Raw genomic sequence first — 18712 nt, 5'->3', positions numbered from 1 at the left:
GCGCCGTAAAACAGGCGCACGAGGAGAATTGAATGCTTCCGGCTCTATGGGTTGCCAAAACAGGCCTGTCCGCCCAGGACACCAACCTGACGACCATTTCCAACAACCTGGCCAACGTCTCGACCACGGGTTTCAAACGTGACCGCGCCGAGTTCCAGGACTTGCTCTACCAGATCAAGCGCCAGCCAGGCGCCCAGTCGACCCAGGACAGCGAACTGCCGTCGGGTCTGCAAGTGGGCACCGGTGTGCGCATCGTCGGCACCCAGAAAAACTTCACCGCCGGCAGCCTGCAGACCACCGAGCAACCGTTGGACATGGCCATCGACGGCCGCGGGTTCTTCCAGATCCTGCAGCCGGACGGCACCACGTCCTACACCCGTGACGGTACCTTCCACCTCGACTCCAACGGCCAGATCGTCAACGCCAGCGGCTTCGCCCTGGAACCGGCCATCGTCATCCCGAACGACGCCCAGACCTTCACGGTCGGTCGCGACGGCACCGTGTCCATCACCGTGGCCGGCAACCCGGCCGCCCAGGTGATCGGCAACCTGCAAACCGCCGACTTCATCAACCCGGCCGGCCTGCAGGCCGTGGGCAACAACCTGTTCCTGGAAACCGCCGCCAGCGGCGCGCCGCAAGTCGGCACCCCGGGCCTGGCCGGTTTCGGCACCACGCTGCAGAACACCCTGGAAACCTCCAACGTCAGCACCGTTGAAGAGATGGTCAACATGATCACCACTCAACGTGCCTACGAGATGAACTCCAAGGTGATTTCCACCGCCGACCAGATGCTCTCGTTCGTCACGCAGAATCTGTAATCAAGTCCATGGGGCGGCCACGTGGTCGCCAGCAACACCGTGAGGTAGGGTCATGAATCGCTTTGTATCTGTCCTGGCACTGAGTGGGATCACCGCGCTCGCGGGTTGTGTCGCCCCACCGCCCAAGCCCAATGACCCTTACTACGCCCCGGTGTTGCCACGCACGCCGCTGCCGGCGGCGGCCAACAACGGCTCGATCTACCAGGCCGGTTTCGAACAGAACCTGTACAGCGACCGCAAGGCGTTCCGGGTCGGTGACATCATCACCATCACCCTGAACGAGCGCACCCAGGCCAGCAAGAACGCCAATTCGCAAACCGCCAAGAACAGCAAGACCGACATCGGCCTGAGCTCGTTTTTCGGTGGCGGCCTGAGCACCAACGATCCGGTGGGCAGCGGTAACCTGAGCCTGGACGTCGGTTACGCCGGCGACCGCGCGACCAAGGGCGACAGCAAGTCCGGCCAGAGCAACAGCCTGACCGGTTCGATCACGGTGACCGTCGCCGACGTCTTGCCCAACGGCATCATCGCCGTGCGCGGTTAGAAGTGGCTGACCCTCAACACCGGCGACGAGCTGGTGCGGATTGCCGGCCTGGTGCGCGCCGATGACATCGCCACCGACAACACCGTGTCCTCGACCCGGGTCGCCGACGCACGCATCACCTATTCGGGCACCGGTGCCTTTGCCGACGCGAGTCAGCCAGGCTGGTTCGACCGTTTCTTCCTCAGCCCGCTGTTCCCTTTCTAGGTGGCCACGTTGAATTTGAGAAGTCTCATCGTTGCGGCCTTGATGGTGTGTGCAGCGTCCAGCGTCCAGGCCGAGCGCCTGAAGGACATCGCGAGCATTTCCGGGGTGCGCTCCAACCAATTGATCGGCTACGGCCTGGTGGTCGGGCTTAACGGCACCGGCGACCAGACGACCCAGACCCCGTTCACCCTGCAGACCTTCAACAACATGCTCTCGCAGTTCGGCATCAAGGTGCCGCCGGGTTCGGGCAACGTGCAATTGAAAAACGTCGCGGCCGTGTCGATCAGTGCCGACCTGCCGGCGTTCGCCAAGCCGGGTCAGCAGATCGACATTACCGTGTCCTCCATCGGCAACTCCAAGAGCCTGCGCGGCGGCACCTTGCTGCTGACTCCGCTCAAGGGGATCGACGGCAACGTCTACGCCATCGCCCAGGGCAACCTGGTGGTCGGCGGCTTCGATGCCGAAGGTCGCGATGGCTCCAAGATCACCGTCAACGTGCCCTCGGCCGGGCGCATCCCCGGTGGGGCCTCGGTCGAGCGTTCGGTGCCGAGCGGGTTCAACCAGGGCAACAGCCTGACCCTGAACCTCAACCGTTCGGACTTCACCACCGCCAAGCGCATCGTCGACAAGATCAACGACCTGCTCGGCCCCGGCGTCGCCCAGGCCATCGACGGCGGCTCGATTCGGGTCAGCGCGCCGCTCGATCCCAGTCAGCGCGTCGACTACCTGTCGATACTCGAAAACCTCGAAGTCGACCCGGGCCAGGCGGTGGCGAAAGTCATCATCAACTCGCGCACCGGCACCATCGTGATCGGCCAGAACGTCAAGGTGTCCCCGGCCGCCGTGACCCACGGCAGCCTGACTGTGACCATCACCGAAGACCCGATCGTCAGCCAGCCCGGCCCGCTGTCCAACGGGCAGACGGCGGTCGTGCCGCGCTCGCGGGTCAACGCCCAGCAGGAAGCCAAGCCGATGTTCAAGTTCGGCCCGGGCACCACCCTCGACGAAATCGTCCGGGCGGTGAACCAGGTCGGCGCCGCGCCGGGTGACTTGATGGCCATCCTCGAAGCGCTGAAACAGGCCGGCGCCTTGCAAGCCGACTTGATCGTGATCTGAGGATGACGACCATGGACATGCGCAAGGGCGGAGTGGGGGTCAGCAGCAGCGACTCGGGGTCCTATTCGGACCTCAATCGCCTCAACCAGCTCAAGGTCGGCGACAAGAACAGCGACGGCAACCTGCGCAAGGTCGCGCAGGAATTCGAGTCGCTGTTCCTCGGCGAAATGCTCAAATCCATGCGCTCGGCCACCGACGCGTTGGGCCAGGACAACCCGCTCAACACGCCGGCGGCCAAAGCAGTACCAGGAAATGTACGACCAAAGCAGTCGCCGTCTCCATGTCCCGCGAAGGCGGCGGCATCGGCCTGGCGGACGTGTTGATGCGCCAGATGGCAAAGAACAAACCGCTGGCGCCGGGCGAGGCCGCTGCAGCGTCCGCCGCCAAGCAGGCAGCCGCGAAAGCCGCGGTGGAAACACCGATCGCCGCCGGCACGACCGCCACCCACGGCCCCTTGTCGCGCTCAATGGCGAGCGACCGTTGTGGGCGTCGCGCTCGGTACAGTCAACCGCGAGCGCGGGCGAGGGCGCGCATCACAACGACATGGCCCTGATCAACCAGCGACGCCTGGCCCTGCCACCAAAACTGGCCGACCGCTTGCTCGCCGGGCTGGTGCCGTCGGCATCGACCAAGACAGCGACCACGGCGCCGTCCGCCACCACGGCGCTGAACCAGGTCCAGCTGCCGCCAAGCACTCCAACCGGCGCCGGCCCCCTGTACAACGGCGACTGGCTGACCGCACAAACCGATACCGCCGCCAGCGGGCGCCTGCAGGTCCATGGCCGTGCCATGGCGCAAATCCCCCTGGCCCCGGCGAAAAAAGCCTTCAGCTCCGCCGACGAATTCGTCAACACCATGCTGCCCATGGCCAAGGAAGCCGCCGACCGCATCGGCGTCGATCCGCGTTACCTGGTGGCCCAGGCCGCCCTGGAAACCGGTTGGGGCAAATCGGTCATGCGCGCCCAGGACGGCAGCAGCAGCCACAACCTGTTCGGCATCAAGGCCGGCAGCAGCTGGCAGGGCGACTCGGCGCGGGCGATCACCAGCGAATTCAGAAATGGCGCAATGGTCAAGGAAACGGCGCAGTTCCGTTCCTACGCCTCCTACAAGGACAGCTTCCATGACCTGGTGACCTTGCTGCAATCGAACAATCGTTATCAAGACGTGGTGAAATCCGCCGATAACCCGGAACAATTTGTGCGCGAGTTGCAGAAGGCCGGTTACGCCACCGACCCGGACTACGCCAGCAAGATTTCGCAGATAGCCAGGCAGATGACCAGTTACCAGAACTACGCTGCGGCGGGCGTTTCCACCACGCCTTTATAGGCATAAGGGTCTGAATCATGAGTTTGCTCAATATCGGGATGTCGGGGCTGAACGCCAGCCAGGTGTCGTTGGCGACCGTCGGCAACAACATTGCCAACGCCAACACCGCCGGCTATTCACGCCAACAAACCATTCAGAGCAGTAATACTTCGCACCTCAATGGCGGGGTGTTTATCGGCAGCGGTACGACCCTGGCCGATGTGCGTCGGGTCTATAACGCCTACCTCGACAGCCAGCTGCAAACCTCGACCTCGCTGAGTAACGATGCCAACGCCTACCTCGAGCAGGTAAGCCCGCTGGACAAGCTGTTCTCCGACAAGACCACCGGGATCAGTGCGGTATTGAGCAGTTTCTTTGCCTCGGTGCAGACGTCTGCCGGGGCGCCGAGCGACACCGCCGGGCGGCAGTTGCTGTTGACCAATGCGCAAACGTTGAGCAACCGCTTCAACGCCCTGGCGTCGCAGATGCAGCAGCAGAACGAAGGCATCAACAGTCAGTTGACCACGATAACCGACAAGGTCAATCAGCTGACGTCGTCGATTGCCGGGTTGAACCAGCAAATTTCCCAGGCTGCCAACTCGACCGGCAGCGGCCCCAGCAACTTGCTCGACGCCCGCAATGAAGCGGTGCGCACGCTCAATGAATTGGTCGGGGTCACCGTCCAGGAGTACAACGGCAGTTACAACGTTTCCCTGGGGACGGGGCAGTCGCTGGTGATGGGCAACACGGCGAACACACTGTCGACCGTCAGAAGCGGGATCGACAAGAGCCAGCTGAATATCCAGGTCAACTCGCCGTCGTCGGTCAGTGACGTGACGTCGGTCATCAGCGGCGGCAAGATCGGTGGGTTGCTACGCTATCGCGAAGACGTGCTGGCGCCGGCGATCAACGACCTGGGCCGCACGGCACTGGTGGTTGCCGACAAGATCAACCGTCAGCTGGGCCAGGGGCTGGATGCCAATGGCGAGTTCGGTGCTTCGCTGTTCTCCAACATCAACAGTGCTACCGCCATCAGTCAGCGCAGTGTGGGGGCTTCGACTAACAGTAAAGGTTCCGGCAACCTCAACGTCACCATCACCGACTCCAGTGCTTTGTCCAAGTTTGACTATCAGGTCACGTTCACGGCCGCGGACAAGTACACGGTCAAGCGTTCCGATGGCAAGGAGATGGGGGCTTTTGACCTGTCGCCAGCGGCAGAAATCGATGGCTTCAAGCTCGATCTCAACGGCGGCGCTCTGAAGGCCGGAGATACGTTCAAAGTCATGCCGACGCGTGCCGGCGCGAGTGCCATCACCACCCAGATGACCGACTCGAACAAGCTGGCGTTTGCCGGCCCTCTCGTCGCGACCAGCGGCAGCGGCAACAGTGGTTCCGGTGCGCTGACACCGCCCGCGCTGTCCATCCCGTTGGACATCTATGGCGGTGCCGACCTGGCCGGCTTGCAAGCAGGCATCAAGAACTCGATGCCGGTGACGCTGACCTTCAAGGACGCGGTGGGCGGTAGCCAGGATTACGAAGTATTCGACTCGACTGGGAAGAGCATTGATAAGGGCACGATCGTTCCCGGCCAAGGCAACGATCTGACCATCAAGGTGCCGATGCTCGACGCGTCCGGCACAGCGATCCCCGGCAAATCGTTTTCCTTCAACGCCACGGTCAGTGGCACGCCTTCAAAGAATGACAAGTACGAAGTCGCGTTCAACGTGGATGGCAAGCAAGACAACCGCAACGCCAACGAACTGTTGGGCTTGCAGACCAAGGCCACGGTCGGTGTCAGTGATGGCAACGCCGGCATGAGCATGGGCACCGCTTACAGCCAACTGGTGGGACAGGTCGGCGCCAAGGCCAGCCAGGCCCTCGGCGACAGCACGGCGAGCGGGGCGATTCTGGCGCGCGCCAAGTCCGAGGTGGCCTCGGTGTCCCAGGTCAACCTCGACGATGAGGCCGCCGACCTGGTCAAGTTCCAGCAGTACTACACCGCGTCGTCGCAGATTATCAAGGCCGCGCAAGAAATCTTCAGCACGCTGATCAACAGTCTTTAAGGGAGTATTCGACGATGCGAATTTCTACAGCCCAGTACTTTGAGACGAGTGCGGCCAAGTACCAGAATAACTTCTCTTCGATCGTCAAGACCCAGGAGCAGATCACCTCGGGCGTGCGCATTCAAAGTGCCGGCGATGACCCTGTGGGCGCGTCGCAGTTGCTGATGTTGCAACAGCAGAAGGCGATGTTGGGGCAGTACAGCAGCAACATGGGCAGCATCAAGAGTTCGCTGGCCTCCCAGGAAAGCGTGCTGGATAGCGTCAACACCGCGCTGCAGCGAGCGCGCGAATTGGCGCTCCAGGCGGGTAACGGTGGCTACAGCGATGCCGATCGAAAAACCATTGCCGGCGAGATCGGCGAGATTGAAGCGCAGGTGTTGGGCTTGCTCAACAGCAAGGACGCGTCCGGCAACTACATGTTCTCCGGCTCGAAGTCCTCGACGCCGCCTTATGTGCGCAACAACGACGGCACTTACGCCTATCAGGGTGATGACACCCAGTTGAACCTGCAGGTGTCGGACACGCTGTCCATTGCCACCAGCGATACCGGTAAAAACATCCTCGAGTCGGCGACCAACTCGGGGCGCACCCAGGCGATTGCTGATCCGTCCAAGCCTAATGACGGTACCGTTTCGGTGTCCGCCGGCTTGATGAAATCGAACGCGGCTTATACCAATAGTTTTGCTGCTGGAGAGCCCTACGAACTGAAGTTTGTGGACAGCACGCATTACACCATCGCGGACAAGACAGGTAAGGATGTGACGTCCGAAGTCTCGGGGAACGGCATATTCGATGCGAAAAAAGAAGGTGGCTCGACCATCAGCCTGCGGGGTGTGGAGTTCGACATCACCTTGCGCCTCAAGGCGCCTGTGGATCCTGCGACCAACCTGCCAATGACCCCTGACGAAGAGGTCAAGGATTACACGTTCTCCCTGGGCAGCAAGCCTGACAGCTTCAACGCATCACGGACACCGAGCAACGATTCGACCGCTCAGATCACCAAGTCCGGCGTTCTGGACGAAGCACAAGCACGCGACGACTACGTCAAAGGATTTCCCAACAGCGGTGTGGTCATCAAGTTCACCGATGCCACCAACTACAAAGTCTATGCCCAGCCAATGGGGGCAGACAGCAAGCCGATCGGCGAGGGTGGCCTGACTGCCGGCTCGATCACGTTCGCGGGGGTGAAGTTTGATTTCACCGGGGACCCGCAAGCGCAGGATCAGTTTGTGGTGGGGGCCAGCAACCACCAGACGCAAAGTGCATTGGACACCTTGAGCCAGTTGCGCCAGGCGCTGGAAACACCCTCCGATGGCAACGTTCAGGCACAGATCAAGCTGAAAGACACGATAAATGCGTCGATCGGCAATCTGTCCAATGCCAGTGAGCGGGTCGATAACGTTCGAGGGTCGATAGGTGCGCGCTTGAACGCCATCGACATCCAGAGCGCCGAGAACGTCAGCCAGGGCTTGAGCAACACCAGCACCCAGGCGGCTATCGGTGATACGGATGTCGCCACGGCGTCCATCGAACTGGCCTTCCAGCAATCACTGTTGCAGGCATCGCAACTGGCGTTCGTGAAAATCGCCCAGCTGAGCCTGTTCAACAAGCTTTGATCCTTGCTCGATGGCCGGCCCGCTCTTGCGGGGCCGCTTCCCGCTTCTGTAGGAGCAAGCTTGCTCGCGATGGTCTCAAAGGCGACGCGTTTATCCGGAATAAACGCGTTATCGTTAACGACCATCGCGAGCAAGCTCGCTCCTACAACGGCGTTATCTCGCTGGCCCTTATTCCCTTCGTCGCTGGTTTTTTATCGCCCGGTTGGCGGCTGATCGCTTGTTTGTGCCTGGATGTTTGGCACAAGGCACGCAAAATGCGTGACCTGCGAGTCATAATGAGCATCTTCACTGTATTGTGTCAGAAAGGATGGGCAGGGGGCTGACCCTTGTCGGACGTGTTTTCAGGCTGCCTGAGGCGTCTGCACCGTATTTTTTCACTCGGTGAAATCCAGTATTTTCAGTACCTCTCGGTCTGCGAGCGGTGATCTCCAGCTATTTAGTATTGGGAAGCCACAATGATTGGCATAAAAAGCATTGCCAGCTACGTGCCAGCGAGTGGGCTGGATAATTATGCTCAGGGCGCGAAATTCGAGAAGGATGAAGAGTTCATCCTCGGGAAAATCGGTTCGGCCTTCCTGCCGCGCAAGGACGCCGGGCAGGAAACCTCCGACCTCTGCGTCGAGGCGGCCAATGCCTTGTTTGCGAATAATCCGCAACTCGATCGTCAAGCCATCGACGTGCTCATCGTCGTCACCCAGAACGGCGACGAAGAAGGCCTGCCCCACACCTCCGCCATCGTCCAGGACAAGCTGGGCCTGTCGACCAACGTCGCGGCCTTCGATATCTCCCTGGGCTGCTCCGGCTACGTCTACGGCATCTACGCCATCAAGGGCTTCATGGAAGCCACAGGCCTGAAGAACGGCCTGCTGATCACCGCCGACCCGTATTCGAAAATCGTCGACCCGGAAGACCGCAACACCACCATGCTGTTCGGCGACGCCGCCACCGCCACCTGGATGGGTGACGACGCGACCTGGCAGCTGGGCAAGGCCAAGTTCGGCACCGACGGCTCCGGCGCGCCGCACCTGAAGGTAACCGACGGGGTGTTCTATATGAACGGGCGGCAGGTGTTCAACTTTGCCCTGCTCAAGGTGCCGGCGCATTTGCATGAGTTGCTCAATGAGTCGGGGCTGACCTCCCAGGACGTTGATGCGTTCTGCATTCACCAGGGCAGCGCGGCGATTGTCGACGCCGTGGCGCGGCGTTTTGAAAACGAGCCGGAGAAGTTCATCAAGGACATGGTCGAGACTGGCAACACCGTGTCTTCGAGCATTCCGCTGCTGCTGGAAAAGCACATGTTTGATTCCAGCTGGAAGCGTGTGGCGATCAGTGGATTTGGCGTGGGCCTGTCCTGGGGCTCGGCGATTATCCACCGCCCTTGATCCGCGTATAACGGCTGCAACGAAACGCTCATGACCGAAAGGTCATGGGCGTTTTTTGCGTTTGGGGCAGGGTGATGTAAGCCCTTGAATCTAAACAAGTGGCACGGTGCTAGTAAATAATTCGAAAAAAGCCCTCAAGCAAATTGCATTCACGACGATAACCATTACGAAGGTTCTCTAGGCCACACCCGGCGGTTGCCAGGGCCGGAAGCCGCAGTATTCATCCAATGAGGATTTCGCAATGTCCATGTCAGTAAATACCAACCTCACCTCCCTGACCGTCCAAAAGAACCTGAACAAAGCCGGCGATAATCTGAGCACCTCGATGACCCGTCTGTCTTCCGGCCTGAAAATCAACAGCGCCAAAGACGATGCTGCTGGCATGCAGATCGCCAACCGTCTGACCTCCCAGGTTAAAGGCATGAGCGTGGCGATCGCCAACGCCAACAACGGTACTTCAATTGCACAGACCGCTGAAGGCGCGATGCAAGAGTCGACCAACATTCTGCAACGTCTGCGTGAACTGGCCCTGCAGTCCGCGAACAGCGATAAAAGCGACGCTGACCGTTCCGCACTGCAGGCAGAATTTACGGCGAAAACCGGTGAACTGACCCGTATCGCCCAAACCACCACCTTCGGTGGTCGCAACCTGCTGGACGGCTCGTTCCAGAACCAGGCGTTCCAGATTGGTTCCGATGCCAACCAGACTATCTCGTTTGGCATGAACGATATCAGCGCTACGGGTTTGAAGGGTTCTTTCACTGAAGCCTCTGTGGGTGGGGCGGCGATGAAAAACCTGTCGGCCACTTCTGTGGGGTCTGTGCTGACAAATTCTGCGACAACCACTACCACACAACCGACAAACACCACACAACCTGTCACATCTGCTCCTAGCGCTACAGCCACTGGTTCAGCTGTTTCTGCTCTAACGACTGCCGGTGGACCTTCCGGGATACTAGTAGCTGATGACATTAAAATAAACGGTTTTGCCGTAACCCTGACGGCCGATATGACCGGCACTGCTCTTGCTGCCGCGATTGAAACAGCAGACTCGACTGTTACGGCAAACTTTGATGATACTACCGGAGTCATGACGCTGACTTCGGCGGCAGATATCGTTGTAAGTGGTGCTGACGTAGCTAAAGCGGGCCTTACCGCTACCACCTCCACTGCTACGACGACGACGACAGCTACTGGTACAGGCACTGCTGTTTCTACGCTAACGACCGGTGGTACTGCCTCTACCCTGACTGCAGCAGACGAAATTACCATTAACGGTAATAAAGTTGCTGTGACATCGGGTATGAAAGGTACCGCGCTTGCTGCGGCGATCACTGCTGCAGACTCGAGTGTAACAGCCGCATTTAACGATACCACTGGCGTCATGACGCTGACTTCGGCAGCAGCTATCACCGTAGGGGGGGCTGACGCTGCTAAAACGGGCTTTGCCACTACCGCCACTGCTACAGGCACTGCTGTTTCTACGCTAACCACCGGTGGTACCGCCTCTACCCTGACTGCGGCAGACGAAATCACCATTAACGGCAATAAAGTTGCTGTGACAGCGGGTATGAAAGGTACCGCGCTTGCGGCGGCGATCACTGCTGCAGACTCGAGTGTAACAGCCGCATTTAACGACACTACTGGCGTCATGACGCTTACTTCTTCAGCAGCTATTGTTGTTGGTGGTGCTGATGCTGCAAAAGCAGGTCTTGCTAACCTTCCGGCTGTAGGTACTCCAAAAAATGGCTCCTCTTTAATGGGAGGGGACGGTTCTATCTCCATTAATGGTAAGGCTGTTGCCTGGACTGCAGCAGAGAGTGTTGATCAAGTATTGGTGAAAATGAAAGCGATTGAAGGAATCGGGTCTGCTTCCATTAATGCTGAAGGGCGTATCGCGCTGACTTCAAAAGACGGTAACGACGTAAAGTTGGCCAATATTGACGGCGGCTCGCTGGCTAAGTTGGGCCTGTCGGCAGGTACTTCTCAGGCCAAGCTGACTGCTGATACTTCGATCGAATTGAACGGCGTTGAAGTCAAGTTCAAGAAGGGTGACACCGCCGATTCCATCGTATCGTCGATCAACAGCGCCAGCACCGGTGTGACAGCCAGCAAAAATACTGACGGCACTTTGAAACTGTTCTCTAACAAGGACATCACCATCAAGGACGGTAGCGCGGGTACAGGTTTAGAGGCTTTGGGTCTGACCCCGGCAACTGGCAGTACTGGCAAAACTGCTGCAACCACCGTAGAAACCACCGTTTCCGACCTGAGCATTCTGACTGCCGCTGACTCCCAGCGTACCGTTCAGGCTCTGGCTGACGCGATCCAGCAGATCGACACCCAACGCTCCGCTCTGGGTGCCGTACAAAACCGTTTGACCAGCACCGTGGCCAACCTGCAAAGCATCACCGAGAACTCCACCGCTGCACTGGGTCGCGTTCAGGATACTGACTTCGCTTCCGAAGCCGCAGAGCTGACCAAGCAGCAAACCCTGCAACAGGCATCCACTGCGATCCTGTCCCAGGCTAACCAACTGCCATCCGCTGTAATGAAACTGCTTCAGTAATTTCAGCGCTTGGTTAAGAACAGAAGGGCGCGTTTACGTGCCCTTTTGTTTTTTCAGCTTTCAGCGTTTGAAGGTGGCACGGATTGTGATGCTGTCTGCCGCATCGGCCTTGCTCGCCAATAAAGCAGCAGCCACCGGCTAAGGAGAATACAGATGGCCAGTTCAACCATTACGGGTGTCGGTTCAGGTTTCGATACCGTCGGGATTGTGACTGCCTTGGTGAATGCTGAAAAAGCACCCAAGCAAAGCCAGATCACCAAGCTGCAAACCAGTACCACGACTCAGTTGTCGGCGGTGGGTACGGTGAAAGCCGCGCTCGAAAGCTATCGTACGGCGATTGCCAAGCTCAATAGCGTGTCCAGCTTCAACGGTTTGGCCGCTTCGTCGTCTGACGAGAAAATTTCCAAGGTCACGATTGATGACAAGGCCTCCAGCGGTACCTATGCGCTGGATGTCACTCAATTGGCGACCGCTTCAAAAGTGACCAGCAAGGTGTTTGAGGGCGGTGCTTCGGCGGTGGTTAACGCGGGTACGCAGTCCACGACCCTGACCATCTCGCAGTCCGATAACGACTACAACGTTTCTATCCCGGCGGGTGCGACCATGCAGCAGACCCGTGACGCGATCAACACGCAGCTGCAAACCAAAGGCATCAGTGCCAACGTCCTGACCGACGCCAATGGTTCACGCCTGGTGATCAGCTCGCAGACCACGGGCAAGGGCACCGACATTACCATCAGCGGTAACTCTGAGTTGTCGACCGGGTATAGCGCCGGTAAACCGCCGGTTAACGCCGAATACACCATCGATGGCATCGCCATGGAATCGTCGAGCAACAAAGTCACGTCGGCCATCAGTGGCGTGAGCCTTGAGCTGATCGACACCAAGCCCTCGACCATCACCGTGGCCTCCAACACCGGCACCCTGAAAACCTCGGTGCAGTCGTTTGTGACGGCGTACAACGCGCTGCTGACCTCGATCAACACCCAGACCAAAGTCACGGCGACGGGTGATGCGGCGACGACCACCTCGGGCGCGCTGACCGGCGATGCTTCCATGCGCCAGTTGGTCAACGGTATTCGCAACGAACTGCTGCAAAACACCACAGGGTCGAGCATCGGCAACTTGTCGCAAATGGGCATCAGCACCGATCAGAAGACCGGGTTGCTGACCCTGGATGACAAAAAATGGGACGCCGCGGTGGCGACACCTAACGGTGCGCTTGAGATTTCCAAGGTGTTTACCGGTGACACGGGTCTGGTGGCGCGCATGACCAAAGCCACGGCTGCCTACGTTGGCACCTCGGGCCTGCTGGCATCGCGTGCCTCGGACTTGAACGCCAAACTGACCGACCTGACCACTCAGCAAGGCGACCTGGATCGCCGTATGGAATCCTTGAAAAGCACCCTGAGCGCCAAATACACGGCGATGGACACCTTGATCGCGCAGATGAATGCCAGCAGCTCCAGCATCATGACCACGCTCAACTCTTTGAATAACCCTAAAGATGACTGATTTGGCTCGATCTCGTGGCTAAAGTTTTTCGTGCCACCGTCGACATAGAGAGCATGTCCCAGTCATTTTGCCTGTCATCTGTAATGAGGTAGAAACATGAACCCGATGCGCGCCCTTCGTCAGTATCAGAAGGTTAATTCTCACGCTCAGATCTCTGAAGCCAGCCCCCATCGCCTGATTCAATTGCTGATGGAAGGCGGTCTGGATCGCATGGCGCAGGCCAAAGGTGCGATCAGTCGTGGTGATCTCGCGCAGAAGGCACTGTTGATTACCAAGGCTATCGACATCATCACCGGCCTGCGTCAGGGCCTGGATGAAGAAAAGACTGAAGACAAGGCTGCCTTGCAGCAGCTGGACAGCCTGTACGAGTACATGACTGTGCGTTTGACCCTGGCCAATGCGCAAAACGACCCAGAGATCATCGACGAAGTGGCCCGCCTGCTGATCACGGTCAAAAGCGGCTGGGATGCAATTGCGGATCAACAAGTCGGCTAGTTCGAGGATGACGCCATGAGTCAAGCACTGCAACGGATTGAACAAACCCGCGAAGCCCTGATCGATGCGCTGGCCGAGCGTAATTGGGATGCGATTGGTGAACTGGATATGGCGTGTCGTGCATGCGTCGACGAGGTGCTCACCGAAGCGCCCATCGACGAGGCGGCGGTGCGGACCAATCTGGAAAGCCTGCTGGCCGTCTACAAGGATTTATTGACGGTGACGATGGGCGAGCGCCAATCGATAGTCGACGAAATGTCCCAGATGACCCAAGCGAAGAACGCGGCAAAGGTTTACCATCTGTTCGGTTGAAAAACCGACTAGTCCAAATTGTACTGCGCCATAAATTTGACTGTTCACGGTTTTTTGACTTAACTAGTGGCTGTTTCCAGATTTCAGGCGTGTACAGGCTTTTCTGTCTGCGTGCGTCTGGCTTGCCCACTGATTTCGGGCACCGGGTTGACTAGGGAAGTAGCTATTGCATGTGGCGTGAAACCAAAATTCTGCTGATCGATGACGATAGCGTTCGCCGCCGGGATCTGGCGGTGATTTTGAATTTTCTTGGCGAAGAAAATTTACCCTGCGGCAGCCATGACTGGCAGCAGGCGGTCGGCTCGTTGTCGTCAAGTCGTGAAGTAATCTGTGTCCTCATTGGCACGGTCAGTGCGCCTGGCGCACTTCTGGCCCTGTTAAAGACACTCTCGACCTGGGATGAGTTCCTTCCGGTGTTGTTGATGGGCGATAATTCTTCCGCAGACTTGCCGGAAGACATGCGTCGCCGCGTGCTGTCGACCCTGGAAATGCCCCCCAGCTACAGCAAATTGCTCGACTCGTTGCACCGTGCCCAGGTCTATCGCGAGATGTATGACCAGGCGCGCGAGCGCGGTCGGCATCGTGAACCCAATCTTTTCCGCAGTCTGGTCGGCACCAGCCGGGCGATTCAGCACGTGCGGCAGATGATGCAGCAAGTCGCCGACACCGATGCCAGCGTGTTGATTCTCGGTGAGTCCGGCACCGGCAAGGAAGTGGTCGCGCGCAATCTGCACTACCACTCCAAGCGGCGTGACGCGCCGTTCGTGCCGGTCAATTGCGGGGCGATTCCGGCAGAGTTGCTGGAAAGCGAACTGTTCGGGCATGAGAAGGGCGCCTTTACCGGGGCGATCACCAGCCGGGCCGGGCGCTTTGAGCTGGCCAACGGCGGCACCCTGTTCCTCGATGAAATCGGCGACATGCCGCTGCCGATGCAGGTCAAGCTGTTGCGCGTGTTGCAGGAGCGCACCTTCGAGCGCGTGGGCAGCAACAAGACCCAGAGCGTCGATGTGCGCATCATTGCGGCGACCCACAAGAATCTCGAAAGCATGATCGAGATCGGCTCGTTCCGTGAAGACCTGTATTACCGCCTGAACGTGTTCCCGATTGAAATGGCGCCGTTGCGCGAGCGTGTCGAAGACATCCCGCTGCTGATGAACGAGCTGATCTCGCGCATGGAGCACGAGAAGCGCGGTTCGATCCGTTTCAACTCCGCGGCGATCATGTCGCTGTGCCGTCACGGCTGGCCGGGCAACGTCCGTGAGCTGGCCAACCTGGTGGAGCGCATGGCGATCATGCATCCCTACGGGGTGATCGGCGTGGTCGAGTTGCCGAAGAAATTCCGCTATGTCGATGATGAAGACGAGCAACTGGTCGACAGCCTGCGCAGTGATCTCGAAGAGCGGGTGGCCATCAACGGCCATACCCCGGACTTCAGCGCCAACGCACTGCTGCCGCCGGAAGGCCTGGACCTGAAGGACTACCTGGGTGGTCTGGAGCAGGGGCTGATTCAGCAGGCGCTGGATGATGCCAATGGCATCGTCGCGCGCGCCGCGGAACGCCTGCGTATTCGTCGCACCACCCTGGTGGAGAAGATGCGCAAGTACGGCATGAGCCGGCGTGAGGGTGATGAACAGGCGGAGGATTGACGCCTGTTCTACCCCCCCCCCCTGTAGGAGCTGGCTTGCCAGCGAAGGCGGCCGATAGTCTTGTGGCGGCGGTGATGACGCCTTCGCCGGCAAGCCGGCTCCTACAGGGGATTGGTGTTGTTTAGCGATTTTATGTTCGCTGAAAATCAACTGTAGGACTGGCTTGCCAGCGAAGGCGTCAACACATGTATTGGCTGATAGACCGCTTTCGCTGGCAAGCCAGCTCCTACACGTGCGCGATGCAGCAGCCGGTTTATGTATCGCCTGACACGCCGCCTTCGCAGCGGTGCGGCGATCGGACAAGCCAGCTCCTACAGTTTCCTTAACTGTTTTCAGGCACGGGTATTGCTATAGCTCTCGCAACCTTCCGTTTAACTGACGGTCAGCCCAAGCGAGTGAGCACACGATGCCCCAAGCCGCCCAGTTGTCTCCTGTCCCTGACGCTTCGGGGGCCCCGTCGTCCGTAGAGCAGGCCAGCCGGCTGGGCCTTGAGCAGTCGTTTGCGCTGTTCAACCAGATGTCGAGTCAATTGACTGACTCCTACAGCATGCTCGAAGCCCGGGTCACCGAGCTCAAGGGTGAGCTGGAAGTGGTCAGCGCCCAGCGCATGCAGGAACTGGCGGAAAAAGAACGCCTGGCCAACCGCCTGCAAAACCTCCTCGATCTGTTGCCCGGCGGCGTCATCGTCATCGATGCCCAGGGCATCGTGCGCGAAGCCAATCCCGCGGCCTGTGAGTTGCTGGGGTTGCCCCTCGAAGGCGAGCTGTGGCGGCAGGTCATTGCCCGCTGCTTCGCGCCCCGGGAGGACGATGGCCATGAAATCTCCCTGAAGGATGGCCGGCGCCTGTCGATCGCCACGCGCTCGCTGGATGCCGAACCGGGGCAGTTGGTGTTGCTCAACGACCTGACTGAAACCCGGCACCTGCAGGATCAACTGGCGCGCCACGAACGGCTGTCGTCCCTGGGGCGCATGGTCGCCTCGCTGGCCCATCAGATTCGCACGCCGTTGTCCGCGGCCTTGCTCTATGCCAGTCATTTGACGGAGCAAACGCTGCCGGTCGAGACCCAGCAACGGTTTGCCGGGCGCCTCAAGGAGCGTTTGCACGAGCTGGAGCATCAGGTGCGCGACATGCTGGTGTTCGCCCGCGGCGAGCTGCCGCTGACCGATCGCATCACCCCGAAAATGCTCTTGCAGTCGCTGCAGGCGGCGGCGCTGACCCAGGTGCAGGGGTTGCCGATCCGCTGGCAGTGCGACAGCCATTCGGGCGAGCTGCTGTGCAATCGCGACACCCTGGTCGGCGCCATCCTCAACCTGATCGAAAACGCGATTCAGGCCAGTGCCGGTGACGTGCGTTTGAAGGTCCATCTGTATCGCCGCGACAACAGCTTGCGCGTCGCGGTCAGTGACAGCGGCAGTGGCATCGACAGCCAGGTGCTGGCCCGTCTGGGCGAGCCGTTTTTCACCACCAAGGCCACCGGCACCGGCCTCGGCCTGACCGTGGTCAAGGCGGTGGCGCGGGCCCATCAGGGCGAATTGCAGCTGCGCTCGCGGCTGGGTCGTGGCACCTGCGCGCTGGTGAGCCTGCCGCTTTTTTCGGCGGACAAGCCCCGCGTTCAGGGGGGGCAATGAACAACATGGCGATCAAGGTGTTGCTGGTCGAGGACGACCGCGCCTTGCGCGAAGCCTTGGCGGATACGCTGTTGCTCGGCGGTCACGCTTACACCGCGGTGGGTTCGGCGGAGGAGGCGCTGGCTGCCGTCAGCGTCGAGGCGTTCAATCTGGTGCTCAGCGACGTCAACATGCCGGGCATGGATGGCCATCAACTGCTCGGCTTGCTGCGGGCGCGCCAGCCGCAATTGCCGGTGTTGCTGATGACGGCCCACGGCGCGGTGGAGCGGGCGGTCGATGCGATGCGTCAGGGCGCGGCGGATTACCTGGTCAAGCCGTTCGAACCCAAAACCTTGCTCGATCTGGTGGCGCGGCATGCGCTTGGCAGTCTCGGCGCGAGCGAAGGCGAGGGGCCGATCGCGTTCGAGCCGGCCAGTGCACAGTTGCTGGAATTGGCCGCGCGGGTCGCGCGCAGTGACTCCACGGTGCTGATCTCCGGGGAGTCCGGGACCGGCAAGGAAGTGCTGGCGCGCTACATCCACCAGCACTCCCGGCGCGCCAGTCAGCCGTTTATTGCGATCAATTGCGCAGCCATTCCCGACAACATGCTTGAGGCCACGCTGTTCGGTCACGAGAAGGGTTCGTTCACCGGTGCCATCGCGGCGCAGGCCGGCAAGTTCGAGCAGGCGGACGGCGGGACCATCCTGCTTGACGAAATTTCCGAAATGCCCCTGGGCCTGCAGGCCAAGCTGTTGCGGGTGTTGCAAGAGCGGGAGGTGGAGCGGGTGGGGGCGCGCAAGCCGATCATTCTGGATATTCGCGTGGTCGCCACCACCAACCGTGACCTGGCCGCTGAAGTGGCGGCGGGGCGGTTTCGTGAGGACCTGTATTATCGGCTGTCGGTGTTTCCGCTGGCCTGGCGTCCGTTGCGCGAGCGCACCGCGGATATCCTGCCGCTGGCCGAGCGTTTGCTGGCCAAGCACGTGCACAAGATGAACCCCATGCCGCGGCACGTTTATCGCCCGAGGCGCAGGCGTGTCTGATCGGGTATCCATGGCCCGGCAATGTGCGTGAGCTGGATAATGCGATTCAGCGCGCGCTGATTCTGCAGCAGGGCGGGTTGATTCAGCCTCAGGATTTTTGCCTGACGGGGCCGGTGGCCTGTGCGCCGTTGCCGGCCCTGGCGCCGGCTACGGTGCGCGCGGTGGAGGTCGAAGCGGATTCTACCGGGGCCTTGGGCGATGATCTGCGGCGTCGTGAGTTCCAGATGATCATCGATACCTTGCGTGCCGAGCGTGGCCGACGCAAGGAAGCCGCCGAACGCCTGGGCATCAGTCCGCGCACCTTGCGTTACAAGCTGGCGCAGATGCGTGATGCCGGGATGGACGTCGAAGCCTGCCTGTTCGCCACCTGATCCACCCCATCCCGCCGCAACACGACCCCTGTAGGAGCTGGCTTGCCAGCGAAGGCGGTGTGTCAGGCGATACATGTATTGGCCGGATAGACCGTCTTCGCTGG

General features: G+C 60.0%; 11 protein-coding genes and 3 pseudogenes. All 14 read left to right on the top strand.

The features are described 5' to 3' along the window. The first annotated feature begins 32 nt into the window (after positions 1 to 32). On the top strand, positions 33 to 818 hold the full coding sequence (gene flgG, locus BZ163_RS16105; protein WP_128871735.1) for a flagellar basal-body rod protein FlgG: 786 nt from the start codon (positions 33 to 35) through the stop codon (positions 816 to 818). Positions 819 to 870: 52 nt separating this feature from the next. After that, a pseudogene (flgH, locus tag BZ163_RS16100) lies at positions 871 to 1566 on the top strand (flagellar basal body L-ring protein FlgH). A 42-nt stretch (positions 1567 to 1608) separates the two neighbouring features. After that, complete coding sequence (locus BZ163_RS16095; protein WP_128871780.1) at positions 1609 to 2682, top strand: flagellar basal body P-ring protein FlgI; 1074 nt, start codon at positions 1609 to 1611, stop codon at positions 2680 to 2682. An 11-nt stretch (positions 2683 to 2693) separates the two neighbouring features. Beyond that, positions 2694 to 4008: pseudogene (gene flgJ / locus BZ163_RS16090) on the top strand (flagellar assembly peptidoglycan hydrolase FlgJ). A 17-nt stretch (positions 4009 to 4025) separates the two neighbouring features. Further along, entirely contained in the window at positions 4026 to 6050 is a 2025-nt protein-coding gene (gene flgK, locus BZ163_RS16085) for a flagellar hook-associated protein FlgK (RefSeq protein ID WP_128871734.1), read from the top strand. A gap of 14 nt (positions 6051 to 6064) precedes the next feature. Next, positions 6065 to 7666 (top strand): flagellar hook-associated protein 3, encoded by a 1602-nt coding sequence (locus BZ163_RS16080; protein WP_128871733.1) that lies wholly within the window; start codon positions 6065 to 6067, stop codon positions 7664 to 7666. A gap of 455 nt (positions 7667 to 8121) precedes the next feature. Further along, entirely contained in the window at positions 8122 to 9048 is a 927-nt protein-coding gene (locus BZ163_RS16070) for a ketoacyl-ACP synthase III (protein ID WP_128871732.1), read from the top strand. A 241-nt stretch (positions 9049 to 9289) separates the two neighbouring features. Then, complete coding sequence (locus BZ163_RS16065) at positions 9290 to 11617, top strand: flagellin (RefSeq protein ID WP_128871731.1); 2328 nt, start codon at positions 9290 to 9292, stop codon at positions 11615 to 11617. 153 nt (positions 11618 to 11770) lie between these two features. Continuing rightward, positions 11771 to 13132, top strand: coding sequence for a flagellar filament capping protein FliD (fliD, locus tag BZ163_RS16060; RefSeq protein WP_128871730.1), 1362 nt, complete (start codon positions 11771 to 11773; stop codon positions 13130 to 13132). 96 nt (positions 13133 to 13228) lie between these two features. Next, complete coding sequence (gene fliS / locus BZ163_RS16055; protein WP_128871729.1) at positions 13229 to 13627, top strand: flagellar export chaperone FliS; 399 nt, start codon at positions 13229 to 13231, stop codon at positions 13625 to 13627. A 15-nt stretch (positions 13628 to 13642) separates the two neighbouring features. Beyond that, positions 13643 to 13939: a flagellar protein FliT gene (gene fliT, locus BZ163_RS16050; RefSeq protein WP_128871728.1), complete on the top strand. Its 297-nt coding sequence runs from the start codon at positions 13643 to 13645 to the stop codon at positions 13937 to 13939. A gap of 170 nt (positions 13940 to 14109) precedes the next feature. Then, positions 14110 to 15585 (top strand): sigma-54 dependent transcriptional regulator, encoded by a 1476-nt coding sequence (locus tag BZ163_RS16045; RefSeq protein ID WP_128871727.1) that lies wholly within the window; start codon positions 14110 to 14112, stop codon positions 15583 to 15585. Between the two features lie 406 nt (positions 15586 to 15991). Then, positions 15992 to 17215, top strand: a complete 1224-nt coding sequence (locus BZ163_RS16040; protein WP_128871726.1) for a PAS domain-containing sensor histidine kinase — start codon at positions 15992 to 15994, stop codon at positions 17213 to 17215. Positions 17216 to 17220: 5 nt separating this feature from the next. Further along, a pseudogene (gene fleR, locus BZ163_RS16035) lies at positions 17221 to 18608 on the top strand (sigma-54-dependent response regulator transcription factor FleR). Positions 18609 to 18712: the final 104 nt, after the last annotated feature.

It is taken from the genome of Pseudomonas sp. VI4.1 (assembly GCF_002029345.1).
In the GTDB taxonomy this organism is placed as follows: domain Bacteria; phylum Pseudomonadota; class Gammaproteobacteria; order Pseudomonadales; family Pseudomonadaceae; genus Aquipseudomonas.
The sequence above is the reverse complement of the archived record's forward strand: the minus strand, read 5'-3'. Positions and strand labels throughout refer to the sequence as shown.

Coding starts and splice junctions, on each gene's coding strand:
- flgG (WP_128871735.1), top strand. CDS start 33: ATGCTTCCGGCTCTATGGGTTGCCAAAACAGGCCTGTCCGCCCAGGAC.
- BZ163_RS16095 (WP_128871780.1), top strand. CDS start 1,609: ATGGTGTGTGCAGCGTCCAGCGTCCAGGCCGAGCGCCTGAAGGACATC.
- flgK (WP_128871734.1), top strand. CDS start 4,026: ATGAGTTTGCTCAATATCGGGATGTCGGGGCTGAACGCCAGCCAGGTG.
- BZ163_RS16080 (WP_128871733.1), top strand. CDS start 6,065: ATGCGAATTTCTACAGCCCAGTACTTTGAGACGAGTGCGGCCAAGTAC.
- BZ163_RS16070 (WP_128871732.1), top strand. CDS start 8,122: ATGATTGGCATAAAAAGCATTGCCAGCTACGTGCCAGCGAGTGGGCTG.
- BZ163_RS16065 (WP_128871731.1), top strand. CDS start 9,290: ATGTCCATGTCAGTAAATACCAACCTCACCTCCCTGACCGTCCAAAAG.
- fliD (WP_128871730.1), top strand. CDS start 11,771: ATGGCCAGTTCAACCATTACGGGTGTCGGTTCAGGTTTCGATACCGTC.
- fliS (WP_128871729.1), top strand. CDS start 13,229: ATGAACCCGATGCGCGCCCTTCGTCAGTATCAGAAGGTTAATTCTCAC.
- fliT (WP_128871728.1), top strand. CDS start 13,643: ATGAGTCAAGCACTGCAACGGATTGAACAAACCCGCGAAGCCCTGATC.
- BZ163_RS16045 (WP_128871727.1), top strand. CDS start 14,110: ATGTGGCGTGAAACCAAAATTCTGCTGATCGATGACGATAGCGTTCGC.
- BZ163_RS16040 (WP_128871726.1), top strand. CDS start 15,992: ATGCCCCAAGCCGCCCAGTTGTCTCCTGTCCCTGACGCTTCGGGGGCC.